Source organism: Blastomonas sp. AAP25 (genome assembly GCF_001295965.1).
Taxonomy (GTDB): domain Bacteria; phylum Pseudomonadota; class Alphaproteobacteria; order Sphingomonadales; family Sphingomonadaceae; genus Blastomonas; species Blastomonas fulva.
Window position 1 is genome coordinate 37,100 of record NZ_LJHP01000002.1, and the last position, 25,607, is coordinate 62,706.

Genomic DNA, 25,607 nt, shown 5'->3' on the forward strand with positions numbered 1-25,607 from the left:
CGTCTTGGGGATCGCATTTCGACTTGCAACCTAAACACGCAATCTATCCAAAAGTTCCGCCATGTCGGCCGGAATCGGACTAAAAAAGTCGCATTCAGATTTCGTCACCGGATGTATAAACCCGAGCCGCTGCGCGTGCAATGCCTGACGACGGAAATCCACGGCTTTGAGCAGGTCCCGCAAGGGCTTTGGCGGCTTGGAATAGAGCGGGTCGCCGAGCAGCGCATGGCCGATGCTGGCCATATGGACGCGCACCTGATGCGTCCGCCCGGTTTCCAGCCGGCACTCGATCCGGGTGGCCCCGCTCAGTCGCTCCTCGGTAGTGAAATGGGTGACCGCGTGCTTGCCCCGCCCCTCCCCCACCATCGCCATCTTCTTGCGGTCATGATCGCTGCGCCCGATATTGCCGCGGACCGTGCCATTGGCCGGGCTCGGCCGTCCCTGCACGATCGCGACATAGCGCCGGTTGATCGTGTGCGCGGCAAACTGCGCCGCCAGCCCCAGATGCGCGGAATCGGTCTTGGCGACCACCAGCAGCCCCGAGGTGTCCTTGTCGATCCGGTGGACGATTCCCGGCCGCGCGACCCCGCCGATGCCCGAAAGCTGGCCTGCGCAATGGTGCAGCAGCGCGTTGACCAGAGTGCCATCGGCATGCCCCGCCGCCGGGTGCACGACCAGCCCTGCAGGCTTGTCGATCACCAGCAGATCGGCATCCTCGTACACCACGCACAGCGCGATATCTTGCGCCTGGGTGTCGAGCGGCAGCGCTGCCGGGACCGCTATCGCATAACGCTGGCCCGCCGCCAGCTTCACCGAAGGCCGGGTGACCGGCTTGCCCTCGATCGTGACCGCGCCCTGGACGATCAGCGCCTTGATCCGTTCGCGCGACAAACCGGGTTCGGCCAGCGCTAGCCCCGCGTCGATCCGCTGGCCGTCGACCCCGCCAGGGATTGTGCCGGTCAGAGGCTCGCTAGCGGGCGTGTTGGTTTGCGCGGCATTCATCGCTATGCTTTGGCCGATGCAGGTCATGCTTTCAAGCGCGCTCCACGCCCAGATGCTTGCACTGGCCGAGGTGGCGCACCCCCACGAATGCTGCGGGCTGCTGTTCGGCGACGACGGTGCAATCCGCCGCATGCAGCCTGTCGCCAATGTGTCGGACACGCCCGACCGCGCGTTCGAGATCGATCCGGCCGCGCTGATCGCGGCCGAACGCGCGATGCGGCAGGGGGGCGAGAGACTGATCGGTCATTATCATTCGCACCCCAATGGCCGCGCCGAGCCGTCCCCCTGCGATGCCGCCAGCGCCGCGGCCGACGGCCGGCTGTGGCTGGTGATCGCAGGCCGAGCCATCACCGGCTGGCGCGCGCAGTCTGCAGGCGCATTGCTGGGCAGGTTCGATCCGGTTGATCTGGTGCTTGCCGACTGATCGTGCGGATCGCTTCTGGCCACCCTATCTTGCGCACCGGCTGGCGCGAGGTCGCGCAGCTGCCGCATTAAGGCTTGAACCTGTGCGACATTTTCGCCACATCGGCGGGGCGCGGCCCACCGGCCTGCGCACGCTTTCCTGTTCCTTCCTCCCAAAGGCCAGCCCCAGCCCATGTCCAGTCCTGCAGACCTGTCTGAAATCGACCTCGCCAGCCTTTTGTGTTCGCGGCTCTGCCATGATCTGCTGAGCCCGATCGGCGCGATGAACAACGGCCTGGAACTGCTTGCGGACGAGACCGATCCGGAAATGCGCGCGCGCTGCATCGAACTGCTGACAGACAGCGCCCGGGCCTCTGCCAGCAAGCTCAAATTCTTCCGCCTGGCCTTTGGCGCGGCGGGAGGCTTTGGCGACAAGGTGGACGTCAACGAGCCGCGCCAGCTGATCGAGGGGCTGGTCGCAGACAAGCCGCGGGTCGAGCTGCAATGGCATGTACCGTCCGATCTGCTCGCCAAGCCCGCGGTCAAGGTGCTGCTGAACCTGGCGCTGATCGGCCTCGACGGCCTGGTGCGCGGCGGACAGCTGATCATCGCGGCGGAAGAAAATGGCGGCACCTGCGAAATCGCGGTCAATGCGACCGGTCCCAAGGTGGTGATCGATGCTGCGGTCGCCGCTGCGCTGTCGGACGATCTGGCCCAGGCCACGATGAGCCCGCGCACCGCGCCTGCCTATATGATCAAGCAGATCGTGCGTCGCAACGGCGGCGATATCCAGCTCGCCGCCACGCCGGAATCGCTGGTCATCGGGGCCATGCTGCGCGTCTGAATCCGGCGCGCGGCCCGATCAGCCGCAACCTGATCTTAACCATATTCAGCGCAAACCGGAGCTCAAGCGCTCGCGGACGGTGGATATGGACGACCTGATACAGGAATTTATCGCTGAAACCCGTGAAACGCTGGACGCGCTGGCCAGCGAACTTGTGCTGTGGGAACAGAACCCGCACGACAGCACCCGGCTCGACAGCATTTTCCGTTTCGTCCACACGGTCAAGGGCAGCTGCGGCTTCCTCAACCTGCCCAGGTTCGAACGGCTGAGCCATGCCGCAGAGGATGTTCTGGCGCAGGTTCGCGATGGCAAGCGCGAGGCTTCCGCCCCGCTGGTCGATGCGGTCCTCGCAATCATCGACCGGATCGGCGAGCTGATCGTGGTCATGGAATCGGGCGAGGCCCTGCCCGACGGATCGGACTCAGACCTGATCGCTGCGCTGGATCGCGATCCCAAGGCGCCGGAGCCTGCCGCGCCAGAGTCCAATGTCCCGGCTAACGACACCGGCTCTGCCGCCCGCCGGCAGGCGGCCATCCGATCGATCCGCGTGCCGCTCGACCTTATCGATCATCTGATGAACGGCGTGTCGGACATGGTGCTGGCGCGCAACGAGGTCGCGCGATGCCTGCGCGACGAGCAGAACGGCCCGGTGCTGGAAAACGCCTTCGAGCGGCTGTCATCGTGCATCGCCGACATGCGCGATGCCATCGGCCAGACCCGCATGCAGCGGATCGAACGCATCTTCTCCCCCCTGCCCCGGCTGGTGCGCGATCTGTGCGCCGATCTCGGCAAGAAGGTCGATCTGCGCACCTCGGGCAGCAATGTCGAACTCGATCGCGAAATGATCGAGATGATCCGCGATCCGCTGACCCATATCATCCGCAACTCGATCGATCATGGCATTGAATCGCCGACCGCGCGCAGCCTTGCGGGCAAGCCCGCCACCGGTCGGCTGAGCATATCGGCGCGCCAGTCGGGCAACCAGATCCTGATCGAGATCGCAGATGACGGGCGCGGCATCGATACCGACAAATTGGTGGCGCGCGCCCAGACCGCAAAGGTCCGCAGCGCATCGGAAATACACGCGCTGAGCGAACGCGCGCGGCTCGAGCTGATCTTTGCGCCAGGCCTTTCCACCGCAGACCAGGTGACCGCGATTTCCGGGCGCGGGGTCGGCATGGACGTCGTGCGCTCGAACATCGAGCGGATCGGCGGCTCGATCGATCTGGAAAACAACCCGGGCAAGGGGCTGCGCGTCATCCTGCGCGTGCCGCTGACGCTCACGATCATTCCGTGCCTTACCGTGCGCGCGGGCGGGCAGGAATTCGCGATGCCCCGCTCGGCGATCCGCGAGATCCTGTTCGACAACAACGATCAGGTGCGCATCCAGCAGGTCGGCGGACGCGATCTGGCCTATATCCGCGGCGAGTGCCTGCCGCATGTCGCGCTCGAAACGCTGCTGGGGCTGGAACGCGCCGCCAACCCCGCTGCGCGCCACCGCACGATCATCACCGTCAACGCCTCGTCCGAATTGCGCTACGCGCTTGCGGTGGAGGCGGTGATCGATCACGAGGAACTGGTGGTCCGCCCCGGCGCGCCCGTGATCATGGCCGACGGCCTGTACGCAGGCACCACCCTGCCCGACAATGGCCGCCCAATGCTGCTGCTCGATCCGCTGGGCCTGGCGAACCGGGCGCAGCTCAATGAATTTGCACGGCCCGACGAAAGCCAGCGCGGCGAGGCGCCCGATGCCGCCGAGATCGATGGCGGCTCCGCGCTGTTGTTCCGCGAGGCCGCGGGCATGTTGCGGCTTATGACGCTGGCGGCGGTCGAGCGCGTCGAGGATGTCGATGCCGCGCGGCTGGCGCTAGCCGGTGGCCAGGTGCGGCTGAGCATCGATGGCGAGAGCCGTCCGGTGTTCGGGCTCGACCAGCCCCCGCAATCGGGTCATGCCAAGCTGCTGCACCTCAGCGATGGGACCCGCCATGTGCTCTATGCGGTCGACGAGGTGATCGATATCGTCCGGCTTCCCGCCAAGGTCGAACCGGCGAGCGCGCCGGGCCTGGTGGGTGGTATCGCGCTGATCGGCGATCAGCAGATCGAGGTGATCGACCCGCACTGGGTGTTCAGCAACATGATCGGCCCCGCGCCGTCCTCCGATCGGCCGGCATGCTGCCTGATCGGTACCGATGACCCCTGGACCCGCAACATCCTTGCGCCGCTGGTTTCGGCAGCCGGCTATCGACCGGTCTTCGGCGCTCCGGGCGACGGACAGCCCGGCGACGCCGCAGTGAGCATCATCGTCGGAGATTCCGCCGAAACACCCGCCGCGCTGAGCGGCGAGATCATCCGGCTGCGCGATACGCTGTCGGGCGATCCGCAGGATGCCGACACGATCTATCGCTATGACCGGGCTGCCCTGCTGGGTCGGCTGATCAACGGGCGCAAGGGAGCGCTGGGCACATGAAAGAGCTATATCTGATCGCGGTCATCTCCGGAGAAAAGGTCGTCATCCCGGCAGAACAGGTCGACAGCGTGGTCAATGTCCGCGAATCGGTGCCGGTGCCTTCGGCTGCGCCGTTCATCGCGGGGTTGTTCGCGCTGCGCAGCCGGGTGCTGACGCTGATCGACTGCCAGTTCTTCGTCACCGGCGAGCCTGCAGACCTGACCCCCGGCCAACCTGCGATCGTCGTCAACATCGGCGGATGCCATTACGGCCTGCTGGTCGATGCGGTGATCGACGTGGTGCAATCGGTCGTGGCCCCTGCCCCGCTGCCCGGTCAGCTGCCTGCCGGGTGGAGCGATATCGGCCGGGCGCTGCTCGACTTCGACGGCAGCACCTATCTGCTGATCGACCCCGATTACATGGTCAATCCCGCGCTGCGCCGCGCAGCCTGATCTTGCGCGTTTTTGCGGTGAGCCGCGCCCGCCGATCACCGCTGTTAACATGCTGCTTACCAATCAGGCCTAATGTTCAGTGCGGCAACATTGCTGCGAGGAGGCCGCGCCCATGAAAACCTGTCTGGTTGTTGACGATAGCAAGGTAATCCGGAAGGTCGCTCGGCACATTCTGGAGACGCTGGACTTCACCGTGTCCGAAGCCGCCGATGGCAGCGAGGCGCTGGACCAGTGCCGCGACGTGATGCCCGATGTGGTCCTGCTCGACTGGAACATGCCGGTGATGAGCGGGATGGAATTCCTGTGCGCGCTGCGCAAGGTCGAGGGCGGCGCCGGGCCAAAGGTCGTCTTCTGTACCACCGAAAACGGCCGTGGCCATATCCAGGCGGCGATCGACGCAGGCGCGGACGAATATGTCATGAAGCCGTTCGACCGCGAAACGCTGCACAGCAAATTGCAGATCGTGGGCTGCGCCTGAGGACCGGCGCGGGGGGCTCCACCACATGACCGGCCTTGATCCCGTGGCATCTGCCCGGCGCCTAGCGCCGCTGGTGCCCGAAGCGTTGCCCGTCAGCCGTGTGCTGATTGTCGACGACAGCCTCGTCATGCGCTCGATCATCCAGCGGATCGTCGAGCAGGCACCCGGCTTTTCGGTCTGCGCCAGCCTCGCCTCCGCGCAGGCCGCGCTCGATTTTCTCGCCACCGAAGCCGCCGACATCGTCCTGCTTGATATCGAGATGCCCCGCCGATCGGGGCTCGATGCGCTTCCCGACCTCATCGCGGCCAGCAAGCAGGCGCGAATCCTGGTGCTGTCCTCGCACTGCACCGATGGCGCTCCCGCGACGCTGAAGGCGCTGGCGCTGGGAGCGAGCGACACGCTTTCCAAGCCCGACCATCAGTTCTATCCGCAAAGCTTCATCGCAGCCTTGCACGAGAAGTTGCGCATTCTGGGCGATGCGGCGCGGTTCTCGCGCCAAGCGATGCCGCCAGTGGCGGCAAGGCCCGTTGCCAGTCACGGAACGCTGGACTGCATCGCCATCGGATCCTCCACCGGTGGCATCAGCGCGATCCACGAACTGCTGCGCGGGCTCGACCCTGGCATTGATGCGCCGATCCTGGTGACCCAGCATCTCCCGCCCGACTTCATTCCGTTTCTCGTGCGCCACATCGCCGATCTGGGGCTGCGCCCGGTGCATCAGGCGCAGGACGGTGCGGTGCTGCAGCGCGGGCATATCTATTGCGCTCCGGGCACCGCGCATCTCGGCCTGCAGCACAGCGGCGGCCAGACGCGCATCGCGCTGATCCCCGAATGGCCCGGCACCGCCTACAAGCCTTCGGTCGATCCGATGTTCGCTGCGGTCGCCGAGTGCTTTGGCGCCAATGGCGCGGGCGTGATGCTGAGCGGCATGGGCGCTGACGGCCTGTCGGGCGCGAGGCTGCTCGCCGCAACCGGCGCGCCGATCTATGTTCAGGATGCGCAGTCCAGCACCGTCTGGGGCATGCCCGGCGCCATCGCGCGCGACGGTCTTGCCAGCGTCATCCTTCCTCCCGCCGGAATTGCCCGGTTCATCGCCGATTGCTGGCTGGAGCCGAAATGATCCATTCCCAACCCGCCACCAATGCCACCCGCATCCTTGCAGGTCTGCTCGAAGCGCGCACCGGCCAGCAGATTGCGCCGAGCCGCTACTGGCGTATCCAGACCGCGCTGGCGCCGATGCTCAAGGCGCAGGGCATTCCCGATCTCGACGCGCTGGTCGCGGTGCTGTCCGATCCGGACAATGAAAAGCTGTTGCAGGAATCGCTCGATGCGATGCTCAACAACGAAAGCTTCTTCTTCCGCGACACCGCGATGTTCGCAGCGCTGCGGTCGGAGGCGTTTCCCGCGCTGCGTGAGCGCCGCGCCCAGCGCAAGACGCTGCGCATCTGGTGCGCAGGAACATCGACCGGGCAGGAAGCCTATTCGGTCGCCATGCTGTTCGATTCCGAGCGCGAGAAATGGATCGACTGGAAGATCGAGATCGTCGGCACCGACATTTCGGCATCGGTCATCAGCCGCGCCAAGCTGGGGCGCTACAGCCAGTTCGAGATCCAGCGCGGGCTGTCGGTCGATTACATGCTGCGCTATTTCACCCAGGACGGCGAGGATTGGGTGATCGATCCGCGCCTGCAGGCCATGGTGACGTTCAAGGAAGACAATCTGCTCAAGCCGCGCGGCGACCTGGGCCGGTTCGACATCATCCTGTGCCGCAACGTTCTGATGTATTTCGCCACCGAGACCCGGCACATCGCCTATTCCAAGCTCGAAAGATCGCTCGAGAATGACGGCATGCTGATGCTGGGCGCAGCCGAAACGGTGCTGGGGCATACCGATCTGTTCTCGGCGACGCGCGAGTTGCGCGGACTGTATTGCAAGGCAGTCACCGGCAAGACCGGCCAGTCGATCTTTCCTGCGCCGCTGGGCTGACATTTTCGCACAATCTCTTCGCAGTTGCAGCATAAAGGCTGTTCTGACGGGGCATTTGCCCTATGCCACGCCACATGACGCACGATTCGCCCGCGCCTGACCTGCCCGAACGGGGCTTTGGCCGCCTCGACTGGGCGGTCGCCATCGCCATGATGCTGCTGTGGGGCTTCAACATCATCGCGATGAAATCTGCCGTCGACAGCGCAGGCGCGCTTCCCGGCGCGTTTCTGCGCCAGGCGATTGTGGCGGTGGTGTGCCTGCCCTTCTTGCGGATCGTGCCGGGCCGGATGCGGTTGATCGGGGTGCTAGGCGTGCTCAGCGGCGGGCTGTTCTACGTCGCGGTCGGGCTGTCGCTGCAGGTCAGCACCAATGTCAGCGCGCTGGCCATCGCAGGCCAGCTGGGCGTTCCCTTCTCGCTGATCCTCGCGGTGATCTTCCTCAAGGAAAAGATCGGCATTCCGCGTCTGATCGGGATCATCCTTGCCCTTTTCGGGGTGGTGCTGCTGGTGTTCGACCCCAAGGTGGCGGGCGAGATGCCCGCGATCGCCATATCTGCCTGCGGGTCTCTGATCTGGGCGATCGCGACGCTGATCCAGCGCAATCTCGGCGGCATCGGCGTGCTCAACATCAGCGGCTGGCTGGGGCTGATCGGCTCGCTGGTGATCCTGCCCTTCGCGCTGCTGCTCGAACCGGATGGCATGGCGATGCTGCCCAACCTCAGCATGGAAACCTATGCCTGGACGATCTACGCCGCGCTTGGCTCCAGCATCGGCGGGCATGGCGCGATGGTATGGCTGCTGCAGCGGCACTCGGTATCCACCGTCAGTCCGCTGACCATCCCCACGCCAGTGATCTCGGTCGCCTTTGCCACCTGGTGGTTCGGCACCCCGCTGACCCCGCTGATGATTGCAGGTGGATTGATCGCATTGCTCGGCGTCTCTATCGTGGCGATCCGCAACGCGCAAAGATCGCGGATGCTGGCCGAAGCACGGCTGATGAAGGAGGGCACCAGATCTTGATCGATACCCCGTCGCCTAACTTCGACGAACGCATGGCTCCGATCAGCATGCTGGTCCTGCATTATACCGGAATGCAGGATGCGCCGTCGGCGATCGACTGGCTCGCCAATCCCGCCTCCAAGGTTTCTGCGCATTATGTCGTCACCGAGGACGGCCAGGTCATCCGCATGGTCGACGAGGCCAACCGCGCCTGGCATGCGGGCCGTGCGCACTGGCGCGGGATCAAGGACGTCAACAGCGCCAGCATCGGCATAGAGATCGTCAACCCCGGCCACGAATTCGGCTACCGCCCCTTCCCCGAAGAGCAGATGTCGGCGCTGATCCCGCTGGTGGCGGAGATCGTCGACCGCCACGGCATTCCGCGCGCCAATGTCGTGGGGCACAGCGATGTCGCGCCCGCGCGCAAGCAGGACCCGGGCGAGCTGTTCGACTGGCAGAGGCTGGCGCGGGTGCGCCTGGCGCTGCCGATTCCCGATGGCCGGCTGGTCGATCCGTACTGGAGCGACGGCGCGTTTCTGCTCGCGCTCGAGCGCTTCGGCTACGACATCTCGGATGGGCGCGCCGCCACGACCGCATTCCAGCGGCGCTGGCGCCCGGGCACGATCACCGGCGAGATCGACGGCGAATGCCGCGCCATCCTGTTCTCGCTGCTGCTCGACCGCGATGCGGGGCGGTACCGCTGATTGCGCTCTGCGCAAATCGCCGCTAGGGCCGCTGTTGCCAGAGGGTCGGGCAGCCGCGGGTTACGCAAGTGACGCGAGGAAAGTCCGGGCTCCACGAAACAAGGATGCCGGGTAACGCCCGGCGGGGGCGACCCCAGGGACAGTGCAACAGAAAGCAGGTTGCCCAAGGCTTCGGCCCGGTAACATTGAAAGGGTGCGGTAAGAGCGCACCGCGCGGCCAGCAATGGTTCGCGGCACGGTAAACCCCATCCGGAGCAAGACCGAATAGGGGCGGATTTGGTGATACGGTTTCTGCTTGCAGAGGCGCGTCCCAGGGGTGTTTCGGCCCCTTGCCGCCCGGGTTGGTTGCTTGAGCGGTGCAGCAATGCCCCGCCTAGAGGAATGGCTGCCCATGACCGGCAACGGTCAGGACAGAACCCGGCTTACAGACCCTCTGGCAATTTTATCCTGGAAGAATTGGGCGCGGCGGCGCTCAGAGCGAAGCGAGCACCAGGTGCGAGGGCACCATCTGCTCGACCGCAGCGGGAGAGCCTTCGAGCTGGTCCAGCGTGCACTCGGCAAAATCCTGCGCCGCATCGTCACCGGCGTAGGCCTGCGAACCCAGCACGAACGTCGCCATCATCGCGATGGACAGCATGGCGGAGAACATCAACTGGCGGCTCATTGCTCGGATTCCCTGATACGTCTTGATATGCAATCTATGTTGCATATGCGAAATAGATAGCGATGCAATCCTTTCAAGACCCTTAGCGTTCGACAAACGACATTTGCTGTCGATGAAGGGAGCGGCCGTTGCCGAAGGCTCTTCGGAACACCCGATGCCCCGCCTGCCCCTGTCAGGCACGCATCTCACAGAGCGGACAAGCGTCGCCACCAAACCCCTAGCCCTTCCCCCCCATCATAGCTAAATGCCCACCGATGGCAGGCAAACGATCTTCTGACTGGGGCTTCCCCCGCTGGCGCGGCTATGGGTCGTCGCGCGAGGCGCAGACGGTGCGGATGTGTGACCGGCATGGCTGCAACGAGGCGGGGAACTGCCCCGCGCCCAAATCCCCCAACAGCCCGGACCGCTGGTATTTCTGCGAAAAGCACGCTGCGGAATACAATCAGGGCTGGGACTATTTCGCAGGGCTCGACAAGGAAGAGGCCGCCGCGCGCGCAGCCGAGGAAAAGCGCGACACCTCGGGCTATCGCGAATCGGTGTTCAACGAATGGGCAGGTTCGGGCGATGGCAGCCGGTCGCGCGACGAGATGCGCGCGCTCGATGTGCTGGAATGCCACGCGCACAGCGAATTCGACGAGATCAAGAAGGCCTATCGCCGCCTTGCCAAGGCCAACCATCCCGACACCAACCAGAACGACAAGGAGGCCGCCGTGCGCTTCCAGGCGATCCAGGCGGCCTATGCGGTGCTGCGCAGCGCCGAGGAAAGAAAGACCTGGAAAGGCGTGTAATCGCCGCACCGTCCCCCTATCTGTCGCTCATGAAAACCGAAATCCGCGCCAACTGGTCGCATGCCGTGCTCGTCTGCAAGAAGTGTCAGAAACGCGCCAAGGCCAGCTTTGGCCCCGAAGAAACCCCCTCGCTCGCCAAGGCGCTCAAACGGCGCTTGCCCGGCGGCAAGGGGCGCAAGGCTCGGCTGGGGGTGATCGAGGTACCCTGCCTCGACATCTGCCCCAAAAACGGCGTGGTGCTGATCGACACCCGACATCCCGACAGCTGGCGGATCGTGCGCGAGGACGCCGATATCGACCGATTGGCCGAAGAGCTTTCCACCTGAACCCCGCCACAGAGAAAGGGCCCCTTCCGTTTCCGGAAGAGGCCCTTTGTCGTCGTGCAGTGCTTGGGGTTTAGCGGCAGCTGACCCGGCTGCGATCGATGGCCCGGCCAGCGGCTGCACCACCCAGGCCGCCGACGATGGCGCCCAGCGTCTTGTCGCCGCGTCCCGCAATCTCGTTGCCAAGCAGCGCGCCGACACCGGCGCCGACCAGCAGGCCGGTGGTACCGTTGCTGCGCTGGCAGCGATAACGGCCGTCGTCACCGCGCCAGTAGCGGCCCTCGTAGCGCGCCTGGCGGCGTGCATCGCGGCGGCCTTCACGATAGGCGCGGCGCTCGCCGCGATCGAACTGGGCGACTTCCTGCGAATGGAAGCTGGTGGGGACCGGCAGGGCCACCGGGCTGGCGGGGGCCGGGTTCAACAGGGCAGCGGCGCTGGCAAGGGCAAGGTTCAACATGATGGTATCTCCACTGATTGCTCCGGGCGGTTCGTCCCGGCTCGAACTAACAACATTCATCCCCGCCGCCGGTTTCATGAACAGGATACAACATAGGTGAATCCGGCCATTCCGGGGTCGAACCGACCCGCTGGTGCGGTGAACCGAAAATTCGCTTGCAACCATGCGCTGTCTTATCCATATAAGACACATGCTGAACATTCTTTCGATCCTCATCGGGATCATCGCCCTCCTGCTCGCCATTCCGGCTTTTCTGCCGCTGCTTGGCGCCCTGAACTGGCTGATTGTCCCGATCGCCCTGCTGGGCGTGCTGCTGGGCTTTCTGTCGAGCAGCAACACCGGACGCAATCTGTGTCTGGTCGTGCTGGTGATCTGCATTATCCGCCTATCGCTGGGAGGCGGCATCCTCTAACGCGCCGCGATGAGCGGTGAGAGAGAACGCCTGAAAGGCCTGCCGGAAGCGATCGGCGCATACACGATCTGGGGCTTCATGCCGCTGTTTTTCAAGCAGCTGCAGGGCATTTCCCCGGTGGAAATCGTCGCGCACCGGGTGGTGTGGTCGGTTCTGCTGATCACTGCGATCCTGTGGGCCAGCCGTCGTCTTGGTGAATTCACGTTCGCCTTGGCAGACCCGCGGATCCGCCGTTACATGATCGCGAGCACGTCGCTGATCGCCGCCAACTGGCTGATCTATATCTGGGCGATCACCAACGAGCATATCCTGGCAGGCAGCCTGGGCTATTACATCAACCCGCTTATCAACGTGGCGCTGGGCGTGGTGTTTTTCCGCGAACGGATGAATCGCACCCAGATGGTGGCCATCGTGCTGGCGGCAGCAGGCGTGCTGGTGCTGGCGAGTGAATCGCTGGCGTCGATCTGGATCAGCCTGTCGCTTGCCGCCTCGTTCGGCCTGTACGGCATGGTGCGCAAGATGGCACCGGTGGGGTCGCTCCCCGGCCTTGCCTGCGAAACATCGCTGATGCTGCCGTTCGCGCTGGGCTATGTGTTGTGGGCGGGGCTGCACGATCCCACACCGGGCTTCGGCTATTCGACGCTGACCGACGCCTATCTGATCGCAGGGGGCGCCATCACCACCATCCCGCTGCTGCTGTTCGCCAGCGCCGCGCGCAAGATGCCGCTGTCGACGCTGGGCTTTATCCAGTTCATCGGCCCAACGATCCAGTTCGTGCTCGGAGTGTTCGTCTATGACGAACCCTTCACCCGCGCGCATGCGATCTGTTTTGCGCTGATCTGGGCGGCGGTGGCGCTGTTCTGCGTCGACGGCATTCGGCGCTCACGCGAGGCACGGCTGGCGACGGTGGAAGAACCTGCTCCAGCCTCCTAGGATCGTCATTCCCGCGAAAGTCGAATCCCGCTATCGCCGATGCTCCCATAAAAAAACGTCACCCCCGCTTTCGCAGGGGTGACGTGGTTGGATGTCGGGTGTCAAAGCAACGGTAAAGGTGCTCAGTTGGCCCCTACCAGGCCCTTTTCCTGCATCAGCGCCTGTAGTTCGCCGGCTTCGAACATTTCCATCATGATGTCCGATCCGCCGATGAACTCGCCCTTCACATAGAGCTGGGGGATGGTCGGCCAGTCGGAAAATTCCTTGATGCCCTGGCGGACTTCCATGTCCTGCAGCACGTCGACGCTTTCATAGTCGACGCCGAGATGGTCGAGGATGGCGATCGCTTTGCTGGAAAAGCCGCACTGCGGAAACAGCGGCGTGCCCTTCATGAACAGCAGGACGTCGTTGGCTTGAACGATCTCGGCGATGCGGGCCTGTGCGGTGTCGGTCATGGGTTCAGCTCCGTGGATATGCAGATGGTGCCAATATGGCCTGGCGTTTAGCTGGGGAGCGCCGTGGTCAGTTGCAAGGCGTGCAGTTCACCGCCCATGCGTCCGCCCAGCGCTGCATAGACCGCGCGCTGGCGGGCAATGCGGCTCATCGGGCGAAAGCTTTCGGCCACGACATGCGCGGCATAATGGTCGCCATCGCCCGCCAGATCGGTAATCGAAACCTCGGCGTCCGGGATACCGGCCTTGATCAGCGCCTCGATGTCGGCGGCAGCCATGGGCATGGTTCAGTTCGCCTCTTCGATGTACTGGCGGCGCGCCTCGACCATCTTGGCTTCGAGCGCGGCACGGACGCCCAGCTCGTCGATTTCGACGCCCGCCGAGACCAGATCGCCCAGCAGCTTGCGGATCACGTCCTCGTCACCGGCTTCCTCGAAATCGGCCTGGACGACTGACTTGGCGTAGGAGTCCGTTTCGGCAGGCGTCAGGCCCATCTGCTCTGCCGCCCAGTTGCCCAGCAGGCGGTTGCGCCGCGCGGTGATGCGGAACTGCAGGTCTTCATCGGCTGCAAACTTGGCTTCGAACGCGCGTTCGCGGTCATTGAAAGTGGTCATTTCGGCCCCTTATTGTCGTGCAGAAGGTTGGTCATGCAGAATAGCCTAGCGCATACGCACAGCGCGCGTCAGCGGCAAGCGTCAAACCGCATGACCAGGGCGCAGATGCGTTACATCGTCACCACAAGCTTGCCGATCGCCTCGCGATTTTCAAGCCGGGCGATCGCCTCATGCGCGGTTTCGAAGCTGAAGGTTTCCGAGATGCGCGGGGAAATCTTGCCCGCCGCCCACAGGTCGAACAGCTCTGCGATGTTGGCGGCGTTGCGCTTGGGCTCGCGCGCGGCGAACGCGCCCCAGAACACGCCGCAGACATCGCAGCTCTTGAGCAGCGTCAGGTTGAGCGGCAGCTTGGCGATCCCGGCGGGGAAGCCGACCACTAAGAAGCGGCCTTCCCAGGCCATCGCGCGCACCGCAGGCTCGCTGTAGTCGCCGCCGACCGCATCATAGACGATGTCCGCGCCATTGGGGCCGACCGCATCCTTGAACGCGTTCGCGAGCGCCTTGGACTGGTCCTTGTCGAACGGCTGTCGGCCATAGACCACCACTTCGTCCGCTCCGGATTCGCGTGCCGCCTGTGCCTTGGCCTCGCTCGAGACGCCTGCAACGACGCGTGCGCCATAGGCCTTGCCGAGTTCGACAGCCGCGAGGCCTACGCCGCCCGCCGCGCCCAGCACCAGCAGGGTATCACCCGGCTTGATGTGGCCGCGATCCTTGAGCGCGTGGATCGATGTGCCATAGGTCATCAGCAGCGATGCGCCCTGCTCGAAGCTGAACTGCTCGGGAAGCCTGTAGGCGCCCGCAGCCGCAACGACCTTCTTCTCGACAAGCCCGCCAAAGCCGGTGCCCGCGATCACCCGGTCGCCGACCGACCAGCCGGTGACGCCCTCGCCCACCGCCTCGACCACGCCTGCAATCTCGCTACCCGGCGCGAACGGGCGCTGGGGCTTGAGCTGGTACATGTCCTTGATGATCAGCGCGTCGGGGAAGTTGATCGAGCAGGCCTTGACCGCGACCAGCAGTTCACCGGGACCCGCGACGGGCGCGTCGACCTCGGTCATCTGGAGCGTTTCGGGTCCGCCAACGGCGGTCGACAAAAGGGCTTTCATATGAGGCTCTCTCCGTTTGTTATTGGTTTTCGTCACCCCCGCGAAGGCGGAGGTCCCGCTGTTCATGCGATCGTTGCGCCGAAGCGGGATTCCCGCGTTCGCGGGAATGACGATGTCAAGCTGCTACAGGCACCATCCAGGGGCGATCCGCGCTGACCTTCTTTTCATACGCGCTGATCGCATCCGCCTTGCCCAAAGTCAGCCCGATCTCGTCGAGCCCCTGCATCAGGCAGGTCTTGCGGAACGGGTCGATCTCGAAGCTGAACCTGTCCTGGAACGGCGTGGTCACGGTCTGGCTTTCCAGATCGATGTGGATGGTGTCGGTCTGGGCGACCTCCATCAGCCGATCGACAGCCTCCTGCGGCAGCACGACGGTGAGGATACCGTTCTTGAACGCGTTGCTCGAAAAGATGTCCGAAAAGCTGGGCGCGATCACCGCGGTGATGCCGAGGTCGATCAGCGCCCATGCGGCGTGCTCGCGGCTCGACCCGCAGCCGAAATTGTCGCCCGCAATCAGGATCGGCGCCCCGGCAAATTCGGGATCGTCGAAGATGTTGCCCGGCTCGGCACGGATCGATTCGAACGCGCCTGCGCCCAGCCCTTCGCGGCTGATCGTCTTGAGCCACTGCGAGGGGATGATGATGTCGGTATCGACGTTCTTGCGGCCAAACGGGATGGCCTTGCCCTCGACGCGATCAATCGGTTGCATGCGGGCCCTCGGTGGCTTCGGCGCCCGGCTCGTCAGGTTTTGCGGGGGTATCGGTCTTCGGCTTTGTGAACTGCTTGCCGACATACAGCAAAGCTGCTGCCAGCGCAGCGGAACCCACCGCCGCGCCCGCCATGGCGCTGTTAGACCAGCCGTCCTTCTTGTCCTTGCTCACTGCATTTACTCCGCCGCCTGGGGAAACGTCGGCAACTTGCCCACGTCTGCCGGCTCATGTTGAATGATCACTGTTGCCTTGAGATTGTCTGCCAGTTTCTTGAAACGGTCAAGCGATGCCAGAGTATCGGCGCGGTCGACATTGAAGGTCGGCACGCCGTTTGACGCGTAGTTCTCGCTGAAATGCGCGAGATCTCCGGTCAGCAGCACCGGGCCTTTTTCCTTGAGCCGCACCAGCAGGCCGCTGTGCCCCGGAGTGTGCCCGGGCAGCCGCAGCATGGTCACCGATCCATCGCCAAACACGTCCTTGTCGGTCGTCGCCTGCTCGACCTTGCCGCCGCCCGAAATCCAGTGCGCGAACGGCGCGGGGTTGGCGCCGTAAGAGGCAGGATCGGTGGTCAGCACCGTCCAGTCGCCCTTGCCGACGATCAGCGTGGCACTCGGGAAGTCCGCGACCTGCCCACTGTGATCGAAGTGATAGTGGCTGAGGCCGACATATTTGATCCTCGCCGGATCGACTTTCAGCTGCGCGAGCTGCTCCTTGATCGTCAGCGTGACGGTCGCGTCCATCGCTTGGCTGTCGTCGAGCGGCTTGCCCTTCATCGCAGATGGCAGCCCCGTGTCCCACAGCAGATAATCGCTGCCATGGCGGATCAGGTAACAGCTGCTGGTCAGCCGCTTGGACTGGCCGGTGTAGGCCTTTGTGTCGGAAAAGGCGTTGAGATCATTTGCCGCGACCGTGCCGCAATCGAGCCGCCACAGCTGCACTTCAGGCTGCGGTGCCTGCGCCAACGCATGGGTGGAAAACACAAGAGCCAGTGCGGCTCCGGTGGCTGCGGTCAGTGTCTTGGCCATTTCATTCCCCTGCTGTCGTGCGCCCGGTCGCGCAGCGTTCAAATCCCCAGACCCAATCCCTAGACCAGTGTCCGCACATCGCTGAGCCGACCTGTCACCGCCGCTGCCGCCGCCATGGCGGGGCTGACCAGATGGGTGCGCGCGCCGGGGCCCTGGCGACCGACGAAGTTGCGGTTCGAGGTCGAGGCGCAGCGCTCGCCTGCGGGCACCTTGTCGGGGTTCATGCCGAGGCACGCCGAGCAGCCCGGCTCGCGCCACTCGAAGCCGGCGTCGATGAAGATGCGGTCCAGACCCTCTTCTTCGGCCTGGCGCTTGACCAGACCCGAGCCGGGCACCACCAGCGCGGACTTGATGCCAGGCGCATTGCGGCGACCCTTGAGCACCGCTGCGGCGGCGCGCAGATCCTCGATCCGGCTGTTGGTGCAGCTGCCGATGAAGATGTGCTCGACCGGCACTTCGCTGAGCGGCGTGCCCGCGGTCAGCCCCATATAGGCCAGCGACTTTTCCGCCGCCGCGCGCTTCGACGGATCGGCAAAGCTTTCGGGATCGGGGACGCTGCCGGTAATCGGCACCACGTCCTCGGGGCTGGTGCCCCAGGTGACCGAAGGCGCGATTTCGGCGGCGTTGATCACCACGCTCTGGTCGAACACCGCGCCGTCATCGGTCTTCAGCGTACGCCAATAGGCGACCGCCGCATCCCAATCGGCACCCTTCGGCGCCATCGGGCGACCTTTGAGATAGGCGAAGGTCGCATCGTCGGGCGCGATCAACCCGGCGCGCGCGCCCGCTTCGATCGACATGTTGGCGACCGTCAGCCGCCCCTCGATCGACATTTGCTCGAACACACGGCCACGATATTCGATGACATGGCCGGTGCCGCCGGCAGCGCCGATCTGGCCGATGATGTGCAGGATCAGGTCCTTGGGGCTGACGCCCGGGGGCAGATCGCCCTCGACGCGGATTTCCATCGATTTCGACCGCTTGAGCTGCAGCGTCTGAGTCGCCAGCACATGCTCGACCTCGGAGGTGCCGATACCGAACGCCAGCGCGCCCAGCGCGCCGTGCGCCGCGGTATGGCTGTCGCCGCAGACCATGGTGCAGCCGGGCAGCGTGAAGCCCTGTTCGGGGCCGATCACGTGGACGATCCCCTGCCGCACGTCGGTCGCATCGATATACGGAACGCCGAACGCAGGCGCATTGCGCTCGAGCGCCTCGAGCTGGGCGCGGCTTTCGGGATCGGCGATTGCGATGCGCTTGCCCGCTGCATCAACGCGCGGCGTGGTGGGCACGTTGTGATCGGGAACCGCAAGCGTCAGATCGGGCCTGCGCACCTTGCGGCCTGCCATGCGAAGTCCCTCGAACGCCTGCGGGCTGGTGACTTCATGGACAAGATGCCGGTCGATGAAGATGATCGCGGTGCCATCGTCGCGCTGGTCGACGACGTGCGCGTCCCATATTTTTTCATAGAGCGTCTTTGCTTGGGCCATCACCAGAAACCTTCGTATCTTGGGCGTTTGTGCCCGTCGCTTGGCAGATGCGCCGGGCCAAATCCAGCGCGTATTTGGTTGCGGCTGCAACCGCCTGCACGAGCCCTCTTCAAACCGGCGGCGATTGCGCCTATTCTTGTGACCATGCAGGCTCTTATCAATCTCGGCATCGTGATTGCCACCACCGCGTTCATGGAATTCGTCGCCTGGTGGAGCCACAAATATGTGATGCACGGCTGGGGCTGGGGCTGGCACCGCGACCATCACGAACCGCATGACAATGTGCTCGAGAAGAACGACCTCTATGCGATTGTCGGCTCGGCGATCTCGATCAGCCTTTTCGTCATCGGTGCATGGTTGTGGGAGCCGGCGACATGGATGGGCATCGGCGTGATGATCTATGGCGCGATCTACACGCTGATCCACGACGGCCTCGTCCACCAGCGCTATTTCCGCTGGGTACCCAAAAGCGGCTACGCCAAGCGCATCGTCCAGGCGCACAAATTGCACCACGCGACCATCGGCAAGGAAGGCGGGGTCAGCTTCGGCTTCGTGATCGCCGAGGACCCGGTCAAGCTGAAGCAGGAATTGAAGCGCCAGCGCGAGGCGGGGATCGCCGTGGTGCGGGAGTCTGCCGGGGCGTATTGAGCGGTTAGTTCGAAGAAGCGCCTCTCCCCTCCCGCTTGCGGGAGGGGAGAAAAGTTGGACCACATCGCGATCCCATCAAGGGAGAGGCGGAGAGATTACAGCATCCCCGTATCCGTCGGCAGCCCCAGCGCCACTCGCCCGACCAGCTCATACACGCTGCTCGCGGTCGCGATGTGTTGCGTCGCGACATGGGCATCGCGGAAGCGGCGCTGGAGCGAGCTCGTCATGTAGACCGCGCTGCCGCCTCCGATGGTGAACGCGGTCTTGGCGACGTCGGCGGAAGTTTCGGTCGCATGGGTCGCCGCCAGCCGCAGCTTGGCGCGCTCCTGCGGCGACAGTTCGCCGCGCGTCGTCGCGCCCTCCCAGCATTCGGCGATGCTTTCGCGGAAGAAGGCTTCCGCCGCCGACAATTTCGCCTCGGCGCGCATCAAGTCGGTCTGCACCACGGTGCGTTCGGCCATGGTGCGCTGGCCGCCCTGCGGCTTCTTGGCGCGGGCGAGCGCCTTGATCTCGTCCATCGCGCCCACCGCATTGCCCAAAGCCACCGAGGCGACCCCCATTGCGAGCAGCCCGAACACCGGGAACTGGTAAAGCGGCCCCTGCTCGACCGGCTTGTCCGCGATCAGCGAGACGCTGCGCGCCTTGGGAACGATCGCGTCCCTGACCGCGATATCGCCCGAGCCGGTGCCTTTCATCCCCATCACATGCCAGGTGTCGAGCAGTTCGACTTCGTTTGCCGGGAAGATCATCATCCGGTGATACGGCGCGCCATTGGCGAAGCGCTGCAGCTCCCCGTCCTTGAACACCATCGCGCCGCCGCACAGCCAGTCGCAATTGGCGCTGCCCGATCCCCACTGCCAGCGACCGGTGACCTTGTAGTGATCGCCCATGTCGTCGGCGCGGCCCATCGGCGCAAACACCCCGCCGGTGATCGAGTGCGGATCGGCATAGACCTCGGCGGCGACATCATGCGGCAGATAGGCGGCGTTGATCGCAGTGGTCGCGCCGATCATCGCGCACCACCCGGTGCTGGCTTCAGCGCGCGCGATCGCATGCAGCACGCCCACCAGATCGAGCGGCGCCATCTCCAGACCGGCGAGGCTCTTGGGGCGGACCATGTTGAAGACCCCGGCGCGGGCAAGGCTCTGGGCAATGTCAGCAGGCAGTCGCCGCGCCTCCTCGATCTCGTCACCGCGCGCGGCGATGCCGGGCAGCAGCATCGCGACCACATGGCCCAAGGGTTCGACGCTCTCGAGTGGTTCCATGAAAAAATCCCTATCCTATCCCACTGCCGTCATCCTGAACTTGTTTCAGGACCCATTTCTCGTGATCGACCATCCTGACCCGGACGTGGCATGGGCCCTGAAACAAGTTCAGGGTGACGAAGGAAAACACGCGTGCGCGCAGGTCCATCACAACCGCATCAAGCTCGCCAGATTGTTCTTCTGCATGTCGCTCGACCCGCCGACGATCGGCATGCCGAGCAGATCGCGGACGTGGCGTTCCATCTCATAGGCATCGCTGAGCGCATAGGAGCCCATCACCTGCTGGCAGATCAGCGCGATCTCGACGCCCATGTCGGCAACAAACAATTTGGCCATGCTGGTCTCGACCGAACACGGCCGCCCTTCATTGGCCAGCCACGCCGCGTGGTAGAGCATGTGCCGCGCCGCCTGCCATTTGGTGCGCGCGGTCACCAGTTTGTGGCGGATCGCCTGATGCTGGCTGATTGGTTTGCCGAACTGGACGCGCTCCTGCGCATAGCCCCAGGCCTCGTCGATCGCGGCGCGGGCGATGCCGAGCGCTACCGCGGAAATCTCGAGCTTCTCGACATCGAGCGCGCGGCCCGCGAGCAGCTTCCAGCCCTTGTTCCACATCGCCTCGCCCCCGACGATCGCGGATACCGGCAGACGCACATTGTCGAAATACACGTCTTGGCTGTGGGTGTAGCGCAGGTTGACGTGCTCGATATCCTGCATCGTCACGCCGGCGGCCTTGGTCGGCACCAGCACGAACGACAGGTTCTTGTAGCGGTCTTCTGGCGGGCCTGAGCGCACCAGGCAGTAGATGTAATCCGCCCAGTCCGCGCCGGTGCACCAGCGCTTCGCTCCGTTGATCACGATATCGTCGCCCTCGCGCACCGCGCGGGTCTCGACGCTGGCAAGGTCGCCGCCGACATTGGGTTCGGACAGGCCATAAGCGAAGAACAGCTCGCCCTTGGCCAGCCTCGGCAGGAATTCGGCCTTCTGCTCGGGCGAGCCGTTTTCGCTGAGGTTCATGCCGCCGTAGAAGCTGGTGTGGATGAAGGGACCTGCGAGGCACGGGCCGCCTGCCGCCAACTCCTCGATCACCGCGATCGCCGCGACAAGGTCCTGCCCTGCCCCGCCGAACTCTTCCGGCACGGTGAGAGCCGTCAGACCCAACGCATTGAGTTTGCTGTAGACATCGCGCGGCCAGCGCGCCGCCTTGTCCCACGCCTGCCGCGCCTCGCGCGGGGCATGTTCGCCGAGGAACCGCTGCAACGTCGCGCGCAGCGCGGAGACGTGATCGGGTTCGTCGGTGAAGGTTTGCAGGGTCATTCGCTTGTCCCCTCTCCGTCACCCCCGCGAAGGCGGGGGTTCCGCTTCCGCACGGCGGTGGAGCAATAAGGCGGGATTCCCGCGTTCGCGGGAATGACGAACAAGGTCACCAGCATCCCCCTCATTCCCCGGTCAAATTCGGAGCACGCTTCTCGGCCATCGCCGCGACCGCCTCGCGCCGGTCGCCGAGATAGTTCGAGACGCTCTCCCACCCGATCGCCGCATCCATCATCTGTGCGGCGAGTGCGCGCAAGGGTATGTTGGTCACCGTCTTGGTCCAGCGCACTGCCCATTTGGGGTTGCCCTGCAATTTGGCGATGATTTCGCCCAACTTGGCATCGAGCTGATCCCCCGGCACAGCATGGTTGATCAGCCCCAGCGCCTTGGCTTCGGTCGCGGTCAGCATGTCACCGGTCATCAGCAGTTCCTTGGCGCGGGCATAGCCGATCAGCTGCGGCCAGATCAGCGCGCCGCCATCGCCCGCGACCAGCCCGACCTTGACGTGCGGATCGCCGATCAGCGCCTTTTCGTCGGCGACGATGATGTCGCACAGCAACGCGATCGTCGCCCCCAGCCCCGCCGCCGCGCCGTTCAACCGGCACAGCAGAGGCTTTTCCATCTCGAGCAGGCTGGTGACGATCCGCTTGGCATCCCAGGCAATCGCGCGGAAGCTCGCCGGGTCGTCGATCTGCTGCTGGAACCACGCAAAATCGCCGCCTGCGCAGAACGCGCGGCCCCTGGCGGTCAGCACAATGATGTCGCTTTCGCTGTCGCGCTGCAGGTCGGTGAACACCCGCGCCAGCTCGTCGTGCATCGGGCCATCGACGCCGTTGACAGGATGGTCCGAAGTGATGATCGCGCGCAGCACCCGCCCGTCGCGCTCGAAGGTGAAGCGGGTATAAACCTGGTCCTCGATCCGGAAGGTCTGGCTCATCACACGTCTCCGAGCCGCACCAGCCGCCGCCCGAAATTGGCCCCGGTGAACAATCCGCAAAACGCTTCTGGCAGTTGATCGAGCCCTTCGAACAGCTCCTCACGATAGACCAGCTTTCCATCGCGGATCATGCCGCCCATGTCGGCCTGTGCTGCGGCGAATTGCGGAATGTCGTCAAACACCACCAGCCCGCGCATCGTCAGGCGCTTGGCGATGAATTCGGCGGTGTTGGTGATGCCAACGCGCTGGTCGTGCGGCACGCTGTAGTCTGCGACCTGCCCCGACACCACGATATGACCGTTTAACCGCATCAGCGGCAGCACAGTGTCGATCATCGCGTTGCCGACATTGTCGAACAACAGATCGACGCCCTTGGGCATCGCAGCGGCAATTGCGCCCGCGAGATCATCGGTGCCCTTGTAGTCGATCGCGGCATCGAACCCGCATTCACGGGTCAACCAGTCGCATTTGTCCTGCCCGCCTGCGATCCCGACCACGCTGGCAGCGCCCCAGGCCCTGGCCAGTTGCCCCGCTGTCGCGCCGACCACGCCTGCCGCTGACGTCACCAGCACATGCGCGCCCTCGCGCAAAGCGCCGACGCGCTTCAGCCCGAACCAGCTGGTCATGCCGGGAATGCCGAGGATACCCAGCCATAAAGAGCGTGGCAGGCCGTTGTCAGGGAGCGGCATGATATAGCCGCGGCCATCGCCGATGCTGTGGCTCGCCCAGCCGCCGCCTGCGGTCACCCAGGTCCCGACCGGAAAACGCTCGTTGCGGCTCTCTGTCACCTGTCCCACCACGAACCCGTCGATGCGACCGCCCGGCGGGATCGGCGGCGCATAGCTCGCCCCGGTCGCCGACAGCCTAGACCGCACGCCGGGGTCAACCGAGACGATCCGGTGTTCGATCAGGAACTGATGCTCGCCCAGCGCGGGGATTTCGCTGTCGGCAAAGGTGAAGTCTTGCGGCTGCGGCAGGCCTGCAATCGGGGCTTTCAGCACGACGCTGCGCATGGTTGCCATTGGGGTGTCCGCTCCTGGTTTTTGCCTGATTTTCGCAAGAATTGCAGAAGCAGCGCAAGACGCAAAGCGGAAATGTCGGCGATTTCTTTGGCGAGCATGGCAATCGCCTATGCCCTAGCGTCATGCCCCCCCACGCTTGGCCCCAGCGCTGGGCCCCCGCGTTAGCCGGGGCGCCGCTCGCTTCCCAGTTCGGCCAACAGCGCGCGGTCAGCCTCGGGCACCAGCCCTTCGAGCACGCGCCAGAAGCCGGTGACAGACTCCTGCCCTGCGCGCCGGTACGCCTGCGACAGCCGCGTGCGCAGCGCATCGAACAGCTCCGCTTCCAGCGTCGCGCCCGCCTGTGTCAGCCTCAGCAATTTCTGCCGGCGGTCGGTCTCGCCGCTGCGGGTCTCGATCAGGTTGCGGCGTTGCAGCTCGGTCAGCACCCGGCCCAGCGATTGCTTCGTGATCGCCAGCGCGCGCAGCAGCTGGCTCACCGTCAGATCGGGGTTGCGCGCAATGAAATACAGCGCGCGGTGGTGCGCCCGGCCCAGCCCCTGCTTGGCCAGCTGGTCGTCGATCGACTTGGTGAGCCGGGTATAGCCGAAGAACAGCAGCTCGACGCCGTGCCGGATTTCATCCTCGCGCAAAAACAGGGCGGATGCTGAAGGGGAAGATGGGACAGGCATGTTGACCTTGATTGCCAGCACGATTAGGTCTTGGCAAGCCCGTGTTGCAGCAAGGCCAGCGATCGGGACCATACGACCACCCATAATCCTTGCAGTTTTCAGGGGATGACATGCTGCCCTTCGCCGTTGAGCCGACTTCAAACCCCACCCCCGCCGATGCGCGCGATGCGGCGCTCGCCGATCCGGGCTTCGGCAAATTGTTCACCGATCACATGGTCGTGGTGCGCTATGACGAGGACAAGGGCGGCTGGCACGACGCGAAAGTGACCGCGCGCGCGCCGATCCCGATGGATCCGGCCTCGTCGGTGCTGCATTATGCGCAGGAAATCTTCGAGGGCATGAAGGCTTATCGGCTGAGCGATGGCAGCACCGCGCTGTTCCGCCCCGATGCCAACGCCCGGCGCTTCAACGAATCCGCAGCCCGCATGGCAATGCCCGCGGTGCCGCCCGAACTGTTCATCGAATCGGTCGAGCAATTGGTGCGGATCGACAGCGACTGGTTCCCAAAGGTCGATGGCGGCGCGCTCTATCTGCGCCCGTTCATGTTTGCGAGCGAAGTGTTCCTCGGCGTACGCCCCGCGAAACAATATCTGTTCATTACCATCGCCTCGCCCGTCGGCGCCTATTTCAAGGGCGGCGTCGCCCCGGTGACGATCTGGGTGTCGCAGCATTACACCCGCGCCGCACCCGGCGGAACGGGCGCAGCCAAATGCGGCGGCAACTACGCTGCCAGCCTTGTCGCGCAGGCCGAAGCCACCGCGCAGGGTTGCGACCAGGTCGTGTTCCTCGATGCTGCCGAGCACAAATGGGTCGAGGAACTGGGCGGCATGAACCTGTTCTTCGTGTTCGAGGACGGCTCGATCATCACCCCGCCGCTGACCGGAACGATCCTGCCCGGCATCACCCGCAACTCGATAATCGAACTGGCGCGCGGCCAGGGCCTGACCGTGCGCGAGGAGCCCTATTCGATCGACCAGTGGCGCAGCGATGCCCAGAGCGGAAAGCTCCGCGAAACCTTCGCCTGCGGCACTGCGGCGGTGGTGACCCCGGTGGGAACGGTCAAATCACCGCAAGGCAGCTTCACCATCGGCGGCAACCAGTCGGGCCCGGTGACTGCGGCGCTGCGTTCGGCCTTGGTGTCGATCCAGCGCGGCGATGCCGCCGATCCGCACGGCTGGGTCCACCGCATCGGCTGATCGCGCGAGCCAAGCCGCCAGCGCCTCCAAAAAGGCGCTTGGCGGCCCGCGCCTTTTCCGTATATAGGCGCCTCCCGCGCTGCCCCGGCCCACACCGCCCGACAGCGCCGCGAGCACGGCATTGGGGTGTCGCCAAGTGGTAAGGCACCGGTTTTTGGTACCGGCATTCGCAGGTTCGAATCCTGCCACCCCAGCCAGTGTTTGTGCCAAGCGGTGCCGGTGCAAGACACCGGCCTTGCAATTCCGCCTTGGAATGTAAAGACATTGTGCCAGTCGA

Annotated in this window: 31 protein-coding genes, 1 tRNA gene and 1 other RNA gene; 17 read left to right on the forward strand and 16 right to left on the reverse strand. The window is 64.7% G+C overall.

Annotated features, from left to right (window positions below):
• Positions 1-30 precede the first annotated feature (30 nt).
• The gene (locus IP68_RS01955; RefSeq protein ID WP_054133291.1) at positions 31-1,002 is read right to left on the reverse strand and encodes an RluA family pseudouridine synthase; all 972 of its coding nucleotides are present in this window, start codon (positions 1,000-1,002) and stop codon (positions 31-33) included.
• A 16-nt stretch (positions 1,003-1,018) separates the two neighbouring features.
• On the opposite strand from IP68_RS01955, the gene IP68_RS01960 reads away from it, so the two are divergent.
• The 10 genes from IP68_RS01960 (at position 1,019) to rnpB (ending at position 9,753) form a co-directional block, all read left to right on the forward strand.
• Positions 1,019-1,426: a Mov34/MPN/PAD-1 family protein gene (locus IP68_RS01960; RefSeq protein WP_054133658.1), complete on the forward strand. Its 408-nt coding sequence runs from the start codon at positions 1,019-1,021 to the stop codon at positions 1,424-1,426.
• A 171-nt stretch (positions 1,427-1,597) separates the two neighbouring features.
• Complete coding sequence (locus tag IP68_RS01965) at positions 1,598-2,248, forward strand: histidine phosphotransferase family protein (RefSeq protein ID WP_054133292.1); 651 nt, start codon at positions 1,598-1,600, stop codon at positions 2,246-2,248.
• A gap of 85 nt (positions 2,249-2,333) precedes the next feature.
• The gene (locus tag IP68_RS01970; RefSeq protein WP_054133659.1) at positions 2,334-4,715 is read left to right on the forward strand and encodes a chemotaxis protein CheA; all 2,382 of its coding nucleotides are present in this window, start codon (positions 2,334-2,336) and stop codon (positions 4,713-4,715) included.
• Positions 4,712-5,146 (forward strand): chemotaxis protein CheW, encoded by a 435-nt coding sequence (locus tag IP68_RS01975; protein ID WP_054133293.1) that lies wholly within the window; start codon positions 4,712-4,714, stop codon positions 5,144-5,146. The genes IP68_RS01970 and IP68_RS01975 overlap by 4 nt, the downstream gene beginning before the upstream one ends.
• 112 nt (positions 5,147-5,258) lie before the next feature.
• The gene (locus IP68_RS01980) at positions 5,259-5,624 is read left to right on the forward strand and encodes a response regulator (protein ID WP_054133294.1); all 366 of its coding nucleotides are present in this window, start codon (positions 5,259-5,261) and stop codon (positions 5,622-5,624) included.
• 25 nt (positions 5,625-5,649) lie between these two features.
• Entirely contained in the window at positions 5,650-6,744 is a 1,095-nt protein-coding gene (locus IP68_RS01985) for a chemotaxis protein CheB (protein ID WP_054133295.1), read from the forward strand.
• The gene (locus IP68_RS01990; RefSeq protein WP_054133296.1) at positions 6,741-7,610 is read left to right on the forward strand and encodes a protein-glutamate O-methyltransferase CheR; all 870 of its coding nucleotides are present in this window, start codon (positions 6,741-6,743) and stop codon (positions 7,608-7,610) included. Before IP68_RS01985 ends, IP68_RS01990 begins: the two co-directional genes overlap by 4 nt.
• Before the next feature lie 74 nt (positions 7,611-7,684).
• Positions 7,685-8,629 (forward strand): DMT family transporter, encoded by a 945-nt coding sequence (locus tag IP68_RS01995; protein WP_054133297.1) that lies wholly within the window; start codon positions 7,685-7,687, stop codon positions 8,627-8,629.
• Positions 8,630-8,661: 32 nt separating this feature from the next.
• The gene (locus IP68_RS02000) at positions 8,662-9,312 is read left to right on the forward strand and encodes an N-acetylmuramoyl-L-alanine amidase (RefSeq protein ID WP_054133298.1); all 651 of its coding nucleotides are present in this window, start codon (positions 8,662-8,664) and stop codon (positions 9,310-9,312) included.
• 37 nt (positions 9,313-9,349) lie between these two features.
• Positions 9,350-9,753, forward strand: an RNA gene (gene rnpB, locus IP68_RS04015) — RNase P RNA component class A.
• A 31-nt stretch (positions 9,754-9,784) separates the two neighbouring features.
• Here rnpB and IP68_RS02005 read toward each other — a convergent pair.
• A complete protein-coding gene (locus IP68_RS02005; RefSeq protein WP_054133299.1) occupies positions 9,785-9,976 on the reverse strand; it encodes a hypothetical protein in 192 nt (63 codons plus the stop codon).
• A gap of 254 nt (positions 9,977-10,230) precedes the next feature.
• Between IP68_RS02005 and IP68_RS02010 the strand changes: the two genes are divergently transcribed.
• Both IP68_RS02010 and IP68_RS02015 read left to right on the forward strand, forming a co-directional pair.
• Positions 10,231-10,764 carry a J domain-containing protein gene (locus IP68_RS02010; RefSeq protein ID WP_054133300.1) on the forward strand — a complete coding sequence of 178 codons (534 nt, stop codon included), beginning with the start codon at positions 10,231-10,233 and terminating at the stop codon, positions 10,762-10,764.
• Between the two features lie 29 nt (positions 10,765-10,793).
• The gene (locus IP68_RS02015) at positions 10,794-11,090 is read left to right on the forward strand and encodes a hypothetical protein (protein ID WP_054133301.1); all 297 of its coding nucleotides are present in this window, start codon (positions 10,794-10,796) and stop codon (positions 11,088-11,090) included.
• Between the two features lie 70 nt (positions 11,091-11,160).
• On the opposite strand, the gene IP68_RS02020 is transcribed toward IP68_RS02015, so the two are convergent.
• On the reverse strand, positions 11,161-11,544 hold the full coding sequence (locus IP68_RS02020) for a glycine zipper 2TM domain-containing protein (protein WP_054133302.1): 384 nt from the start codon (positions 11,542-11,544) through the stop codon (positions 11,161-11,163).
• Positions 11,545-11,734: 190 nt separating this feature from the next.
• Between IP68_RS02020 and IP68_RS02025 the strand changes: the two genes are divergently transcribed.
• Together IP68_RS02025 and rarD are read left to right on the forward strand one after the other, a co-directional pair.
• On the forward strand, positions 11,735-11,956 hold the full coding sequence (locus tag IP68_RS02025; RefSeq protein WP_054133303.1) for a hypothetical protein: 222 nt from the start codon (positions 11,735-11,737) through the stop codon (positions 11,954-11,956).
• A 9-nt stretch (positions 11,957-11,965) separates the two neighbouring features.
• On the forward strand, positions 11,966-12,889 hold the full coding sequence (gene rarD / locus IP68_RS02030) for an EamA family transporter RarD (RefSeq protein ID WP_054133304.1): 924 nt from the start codon (positions 11,966-11,968) through the stop codon (positions 12,887-12,889).
• 122 nt (positions 12,890-13,011) lie between these two features.
• Here rarD and grxD read toward each other — a convergent pair whose 3' ends face one another.
• From grxD to leuC, 8 genes are all read right to left on the reverse strand, one after another.
• Positions 13,012-13,344, reverse strand: coding sequence for a Grx4 family monothiol glutaredoxin (gene grxD, locus IP68_RS02035; RefSeq protein ID WP_054133305.1), 333 nt, complete (start codon positions 13,342-13,344; stop codon positions 13,012-13,014).
• Positions 13,345-13,391: 47 nt separating this feature from the next.
• Positions 13,392-13,625, reverse strand: a complete 234-nt coding sequence (locus tag IP68_RS02040) for a BolA/IbaG family iron-sulfur metabolism protein (RefSeq protein WP_054133306.1) — start codon at positions 13,623-13,625, stop codon at positions 13,392-13,394.
• Between the two features lie 3 nt (positions 13,626-13,628).
• Complete coding sequence (locus IP68_RS02045) at positions 13,629-13,955, reverse strand: DUF1476 domain-containing protein (RefSeq protein ID WP_054133307.1); 327 nt, start codon at positions 13,953-13,955, stop codon at positions 13,629-13,631.
• A 110-nt stretch (positions 13,956-14,065) separates the two neighbouring features.
• Positions 14,066-15,061, reverse strand: a complete 996-nt coding sequence (locus tag IP68_RS02050) for an NADPH:quinone oxidoreductase family protein (RefSeq protein ID WP_054133308.1) — start codon at positions 15,059-15,061, stop codon at positions 14,066-14,068.
• Positions 15,062-15,176: 115 nt separating this feature from the next.
• On the reverse strand, positions 15,177-15,770 hold the full coding sequence (leuD, locus tag IP68_RS02055; RefSeq protein ID WP_054133309.1) for a 3-isopropylmalate dehydratase small subunit: 594 nt from the start codon (positions 15,768-15,770) through the stop codon (positions 15,177-15,179).
• A complete protein-coding gene (locus IP68_RS02060) occupies positions 15,757-15,942 on the reverse strand; it encodes a hypothetical protein (RefSeq protein ID WP_054133310.1) in 186 nt (61 codons plus the stop codon). Before IP68_RS02060 ends, leuD begins: the two co-directional genes overlap by 14 nt.
• Before the next feature lie 5 nt (positions 15,943-15,947).
• A complete protein-coding gene (locus tag IP68_RS02065; protein WP_054133311.1) occupies positions 15,948-16,796 on the reverse strand; it encodes an N-acyl homoserine lactonase family protein in 849 nt (282 codons plus the stop codon).
• Positions 16,797-16,855: 59 nt separating this feature from the next.
• On the reverse strand, positions 16,856-18,283 hold the full coding sequence (gene leuC, locus IP68_RS02070; RefSeq protein ID WP_054133312.1) for a 3-isopropylmalate dehydratase large subunit: 1,428 nt from the start codon (positions 18,281-18,283) through the stop codon (positions 16,856-16,858).
• 144 nt (positions 18,284-18,427) lie between these two features.
• On the opposite strand from leuC, the gene IP68_RS02075 reads away from it, so the two are divergent.
• Positions 18,428-18,931: a sterol desaturase family protein gene (locus tag IP68_RS02075; protein ID WP_054133313.1), complete on the forward strand. Its 504-nt coding sequence runs from the start codon at positions 18,428-18,430 to the stop codon at positions 18,929-18,931.
• A 95-nt stretch (positions 18,932-19,026) separates the two neighbouring features.
• On the opposite strand, the gene IP68_RS02080 is transcribed toward IP68_RS02075, so the two are convergent.
• The 5 genes from IP68_RS02080 to IP68_RS02100 all read right to left on the reverse strand — a co-directional run bounded on the left by IP68_RS02080 (position 19,027) and on the right by IP68_RS02100 (position 24,134).
• Entirely contained in the window at positions 19,027-20,196 is a 1,170-nt protein-coding gene (locus IP68_RS02080; RefSeq protein WP_054133314.1) for an acyl-CoA dehydrogenase family protein, read from the reverse strand.
• 147 nt (positions 20,197-20,343) lie between these two features.
• Positions 20,344-21,510 carry an acyl-CoA dehydrogenase family protein gene (locus tag IP68_RS02085; protein WP_054133315.1) on the reverse strand — a complete coding sequence of 389 codons (1,167 nt, stop codon included), beginning with the start codon at positions 21,508-21,510 and terminating at the stop codon, positions 20,344-20,346.
• A gap of 121 nt (positions 21,511-21,631) precedes the next feature.
• The gene (locus IP68_RS02090; RefSeq protein WP_054133316.1) at positions 21,632-22,444 is read right to left on the reverse strand and encodes an enoyl-CoA hydratase/isomerase family protein; all 813 of its coding nucleotides are present in this window, start codon (positions 22,442-22,444) and stop codon (positions 21,632-21,634) included.
• On the reverse strand, positions 22,444-23,466 hold the full coding sequence (locus IP68_RS02095; RefSeq protein WP_231683622.1) for an NADP-dependent oxidoreductase: 1,023 nt from the start codon (positions 23,464-23,466) through the stop codon (positions 22,444-22,446). Before IP68_RS02095 ends, IP68_RS02090 begins: the two co-directional genes overlap by 1 nt.
• 161 nt (positions 23,467-23,627) lie before the next feature.
• Positions 23,628-24,134 (reverse strand): MarR family winged helix-turn-helix transcriptional regulator, encoded by a 507-nt coding sequence (locus tag IP68_RS02100; protein WP_054133661.1) that lies wholly within the window; start codon positions 24,132-24,134, stop codon positions 23,628-23,630.
• A 110-nt stretch (positions 24,135-24,244) separates the two neighbouring features.
• Here IP68_RS02100 and IP68_RS02105 point away from each other — a divergent pair, with 110 nt between their 5' ends.
• Both IP68_RS02105 and IP68_RS02110 read left to right on the forward strand, forming a co-directional pair.
• The gene (locus tag IP68_RS02105) at positions 24,245-25,330 is read left to right on the forward strand and encodes a branched-chain amino acid aminotransferase (protein ID WP_054133317.1); all 1,086 of its coding nucleotides are present in this window, start codon (positions 24,245-24,247) and stop codon (positions 25,328-25,330) included.
• 122 nt (positions 25,331-25,452) lie between these two features.
• A tRNA-Gln gene (locus IP68_RS02110) sits at positions 25,453-25,527 on the forward strand.
• Positions 25,528-25,607 lie beyond the last annotated feature (80 nt).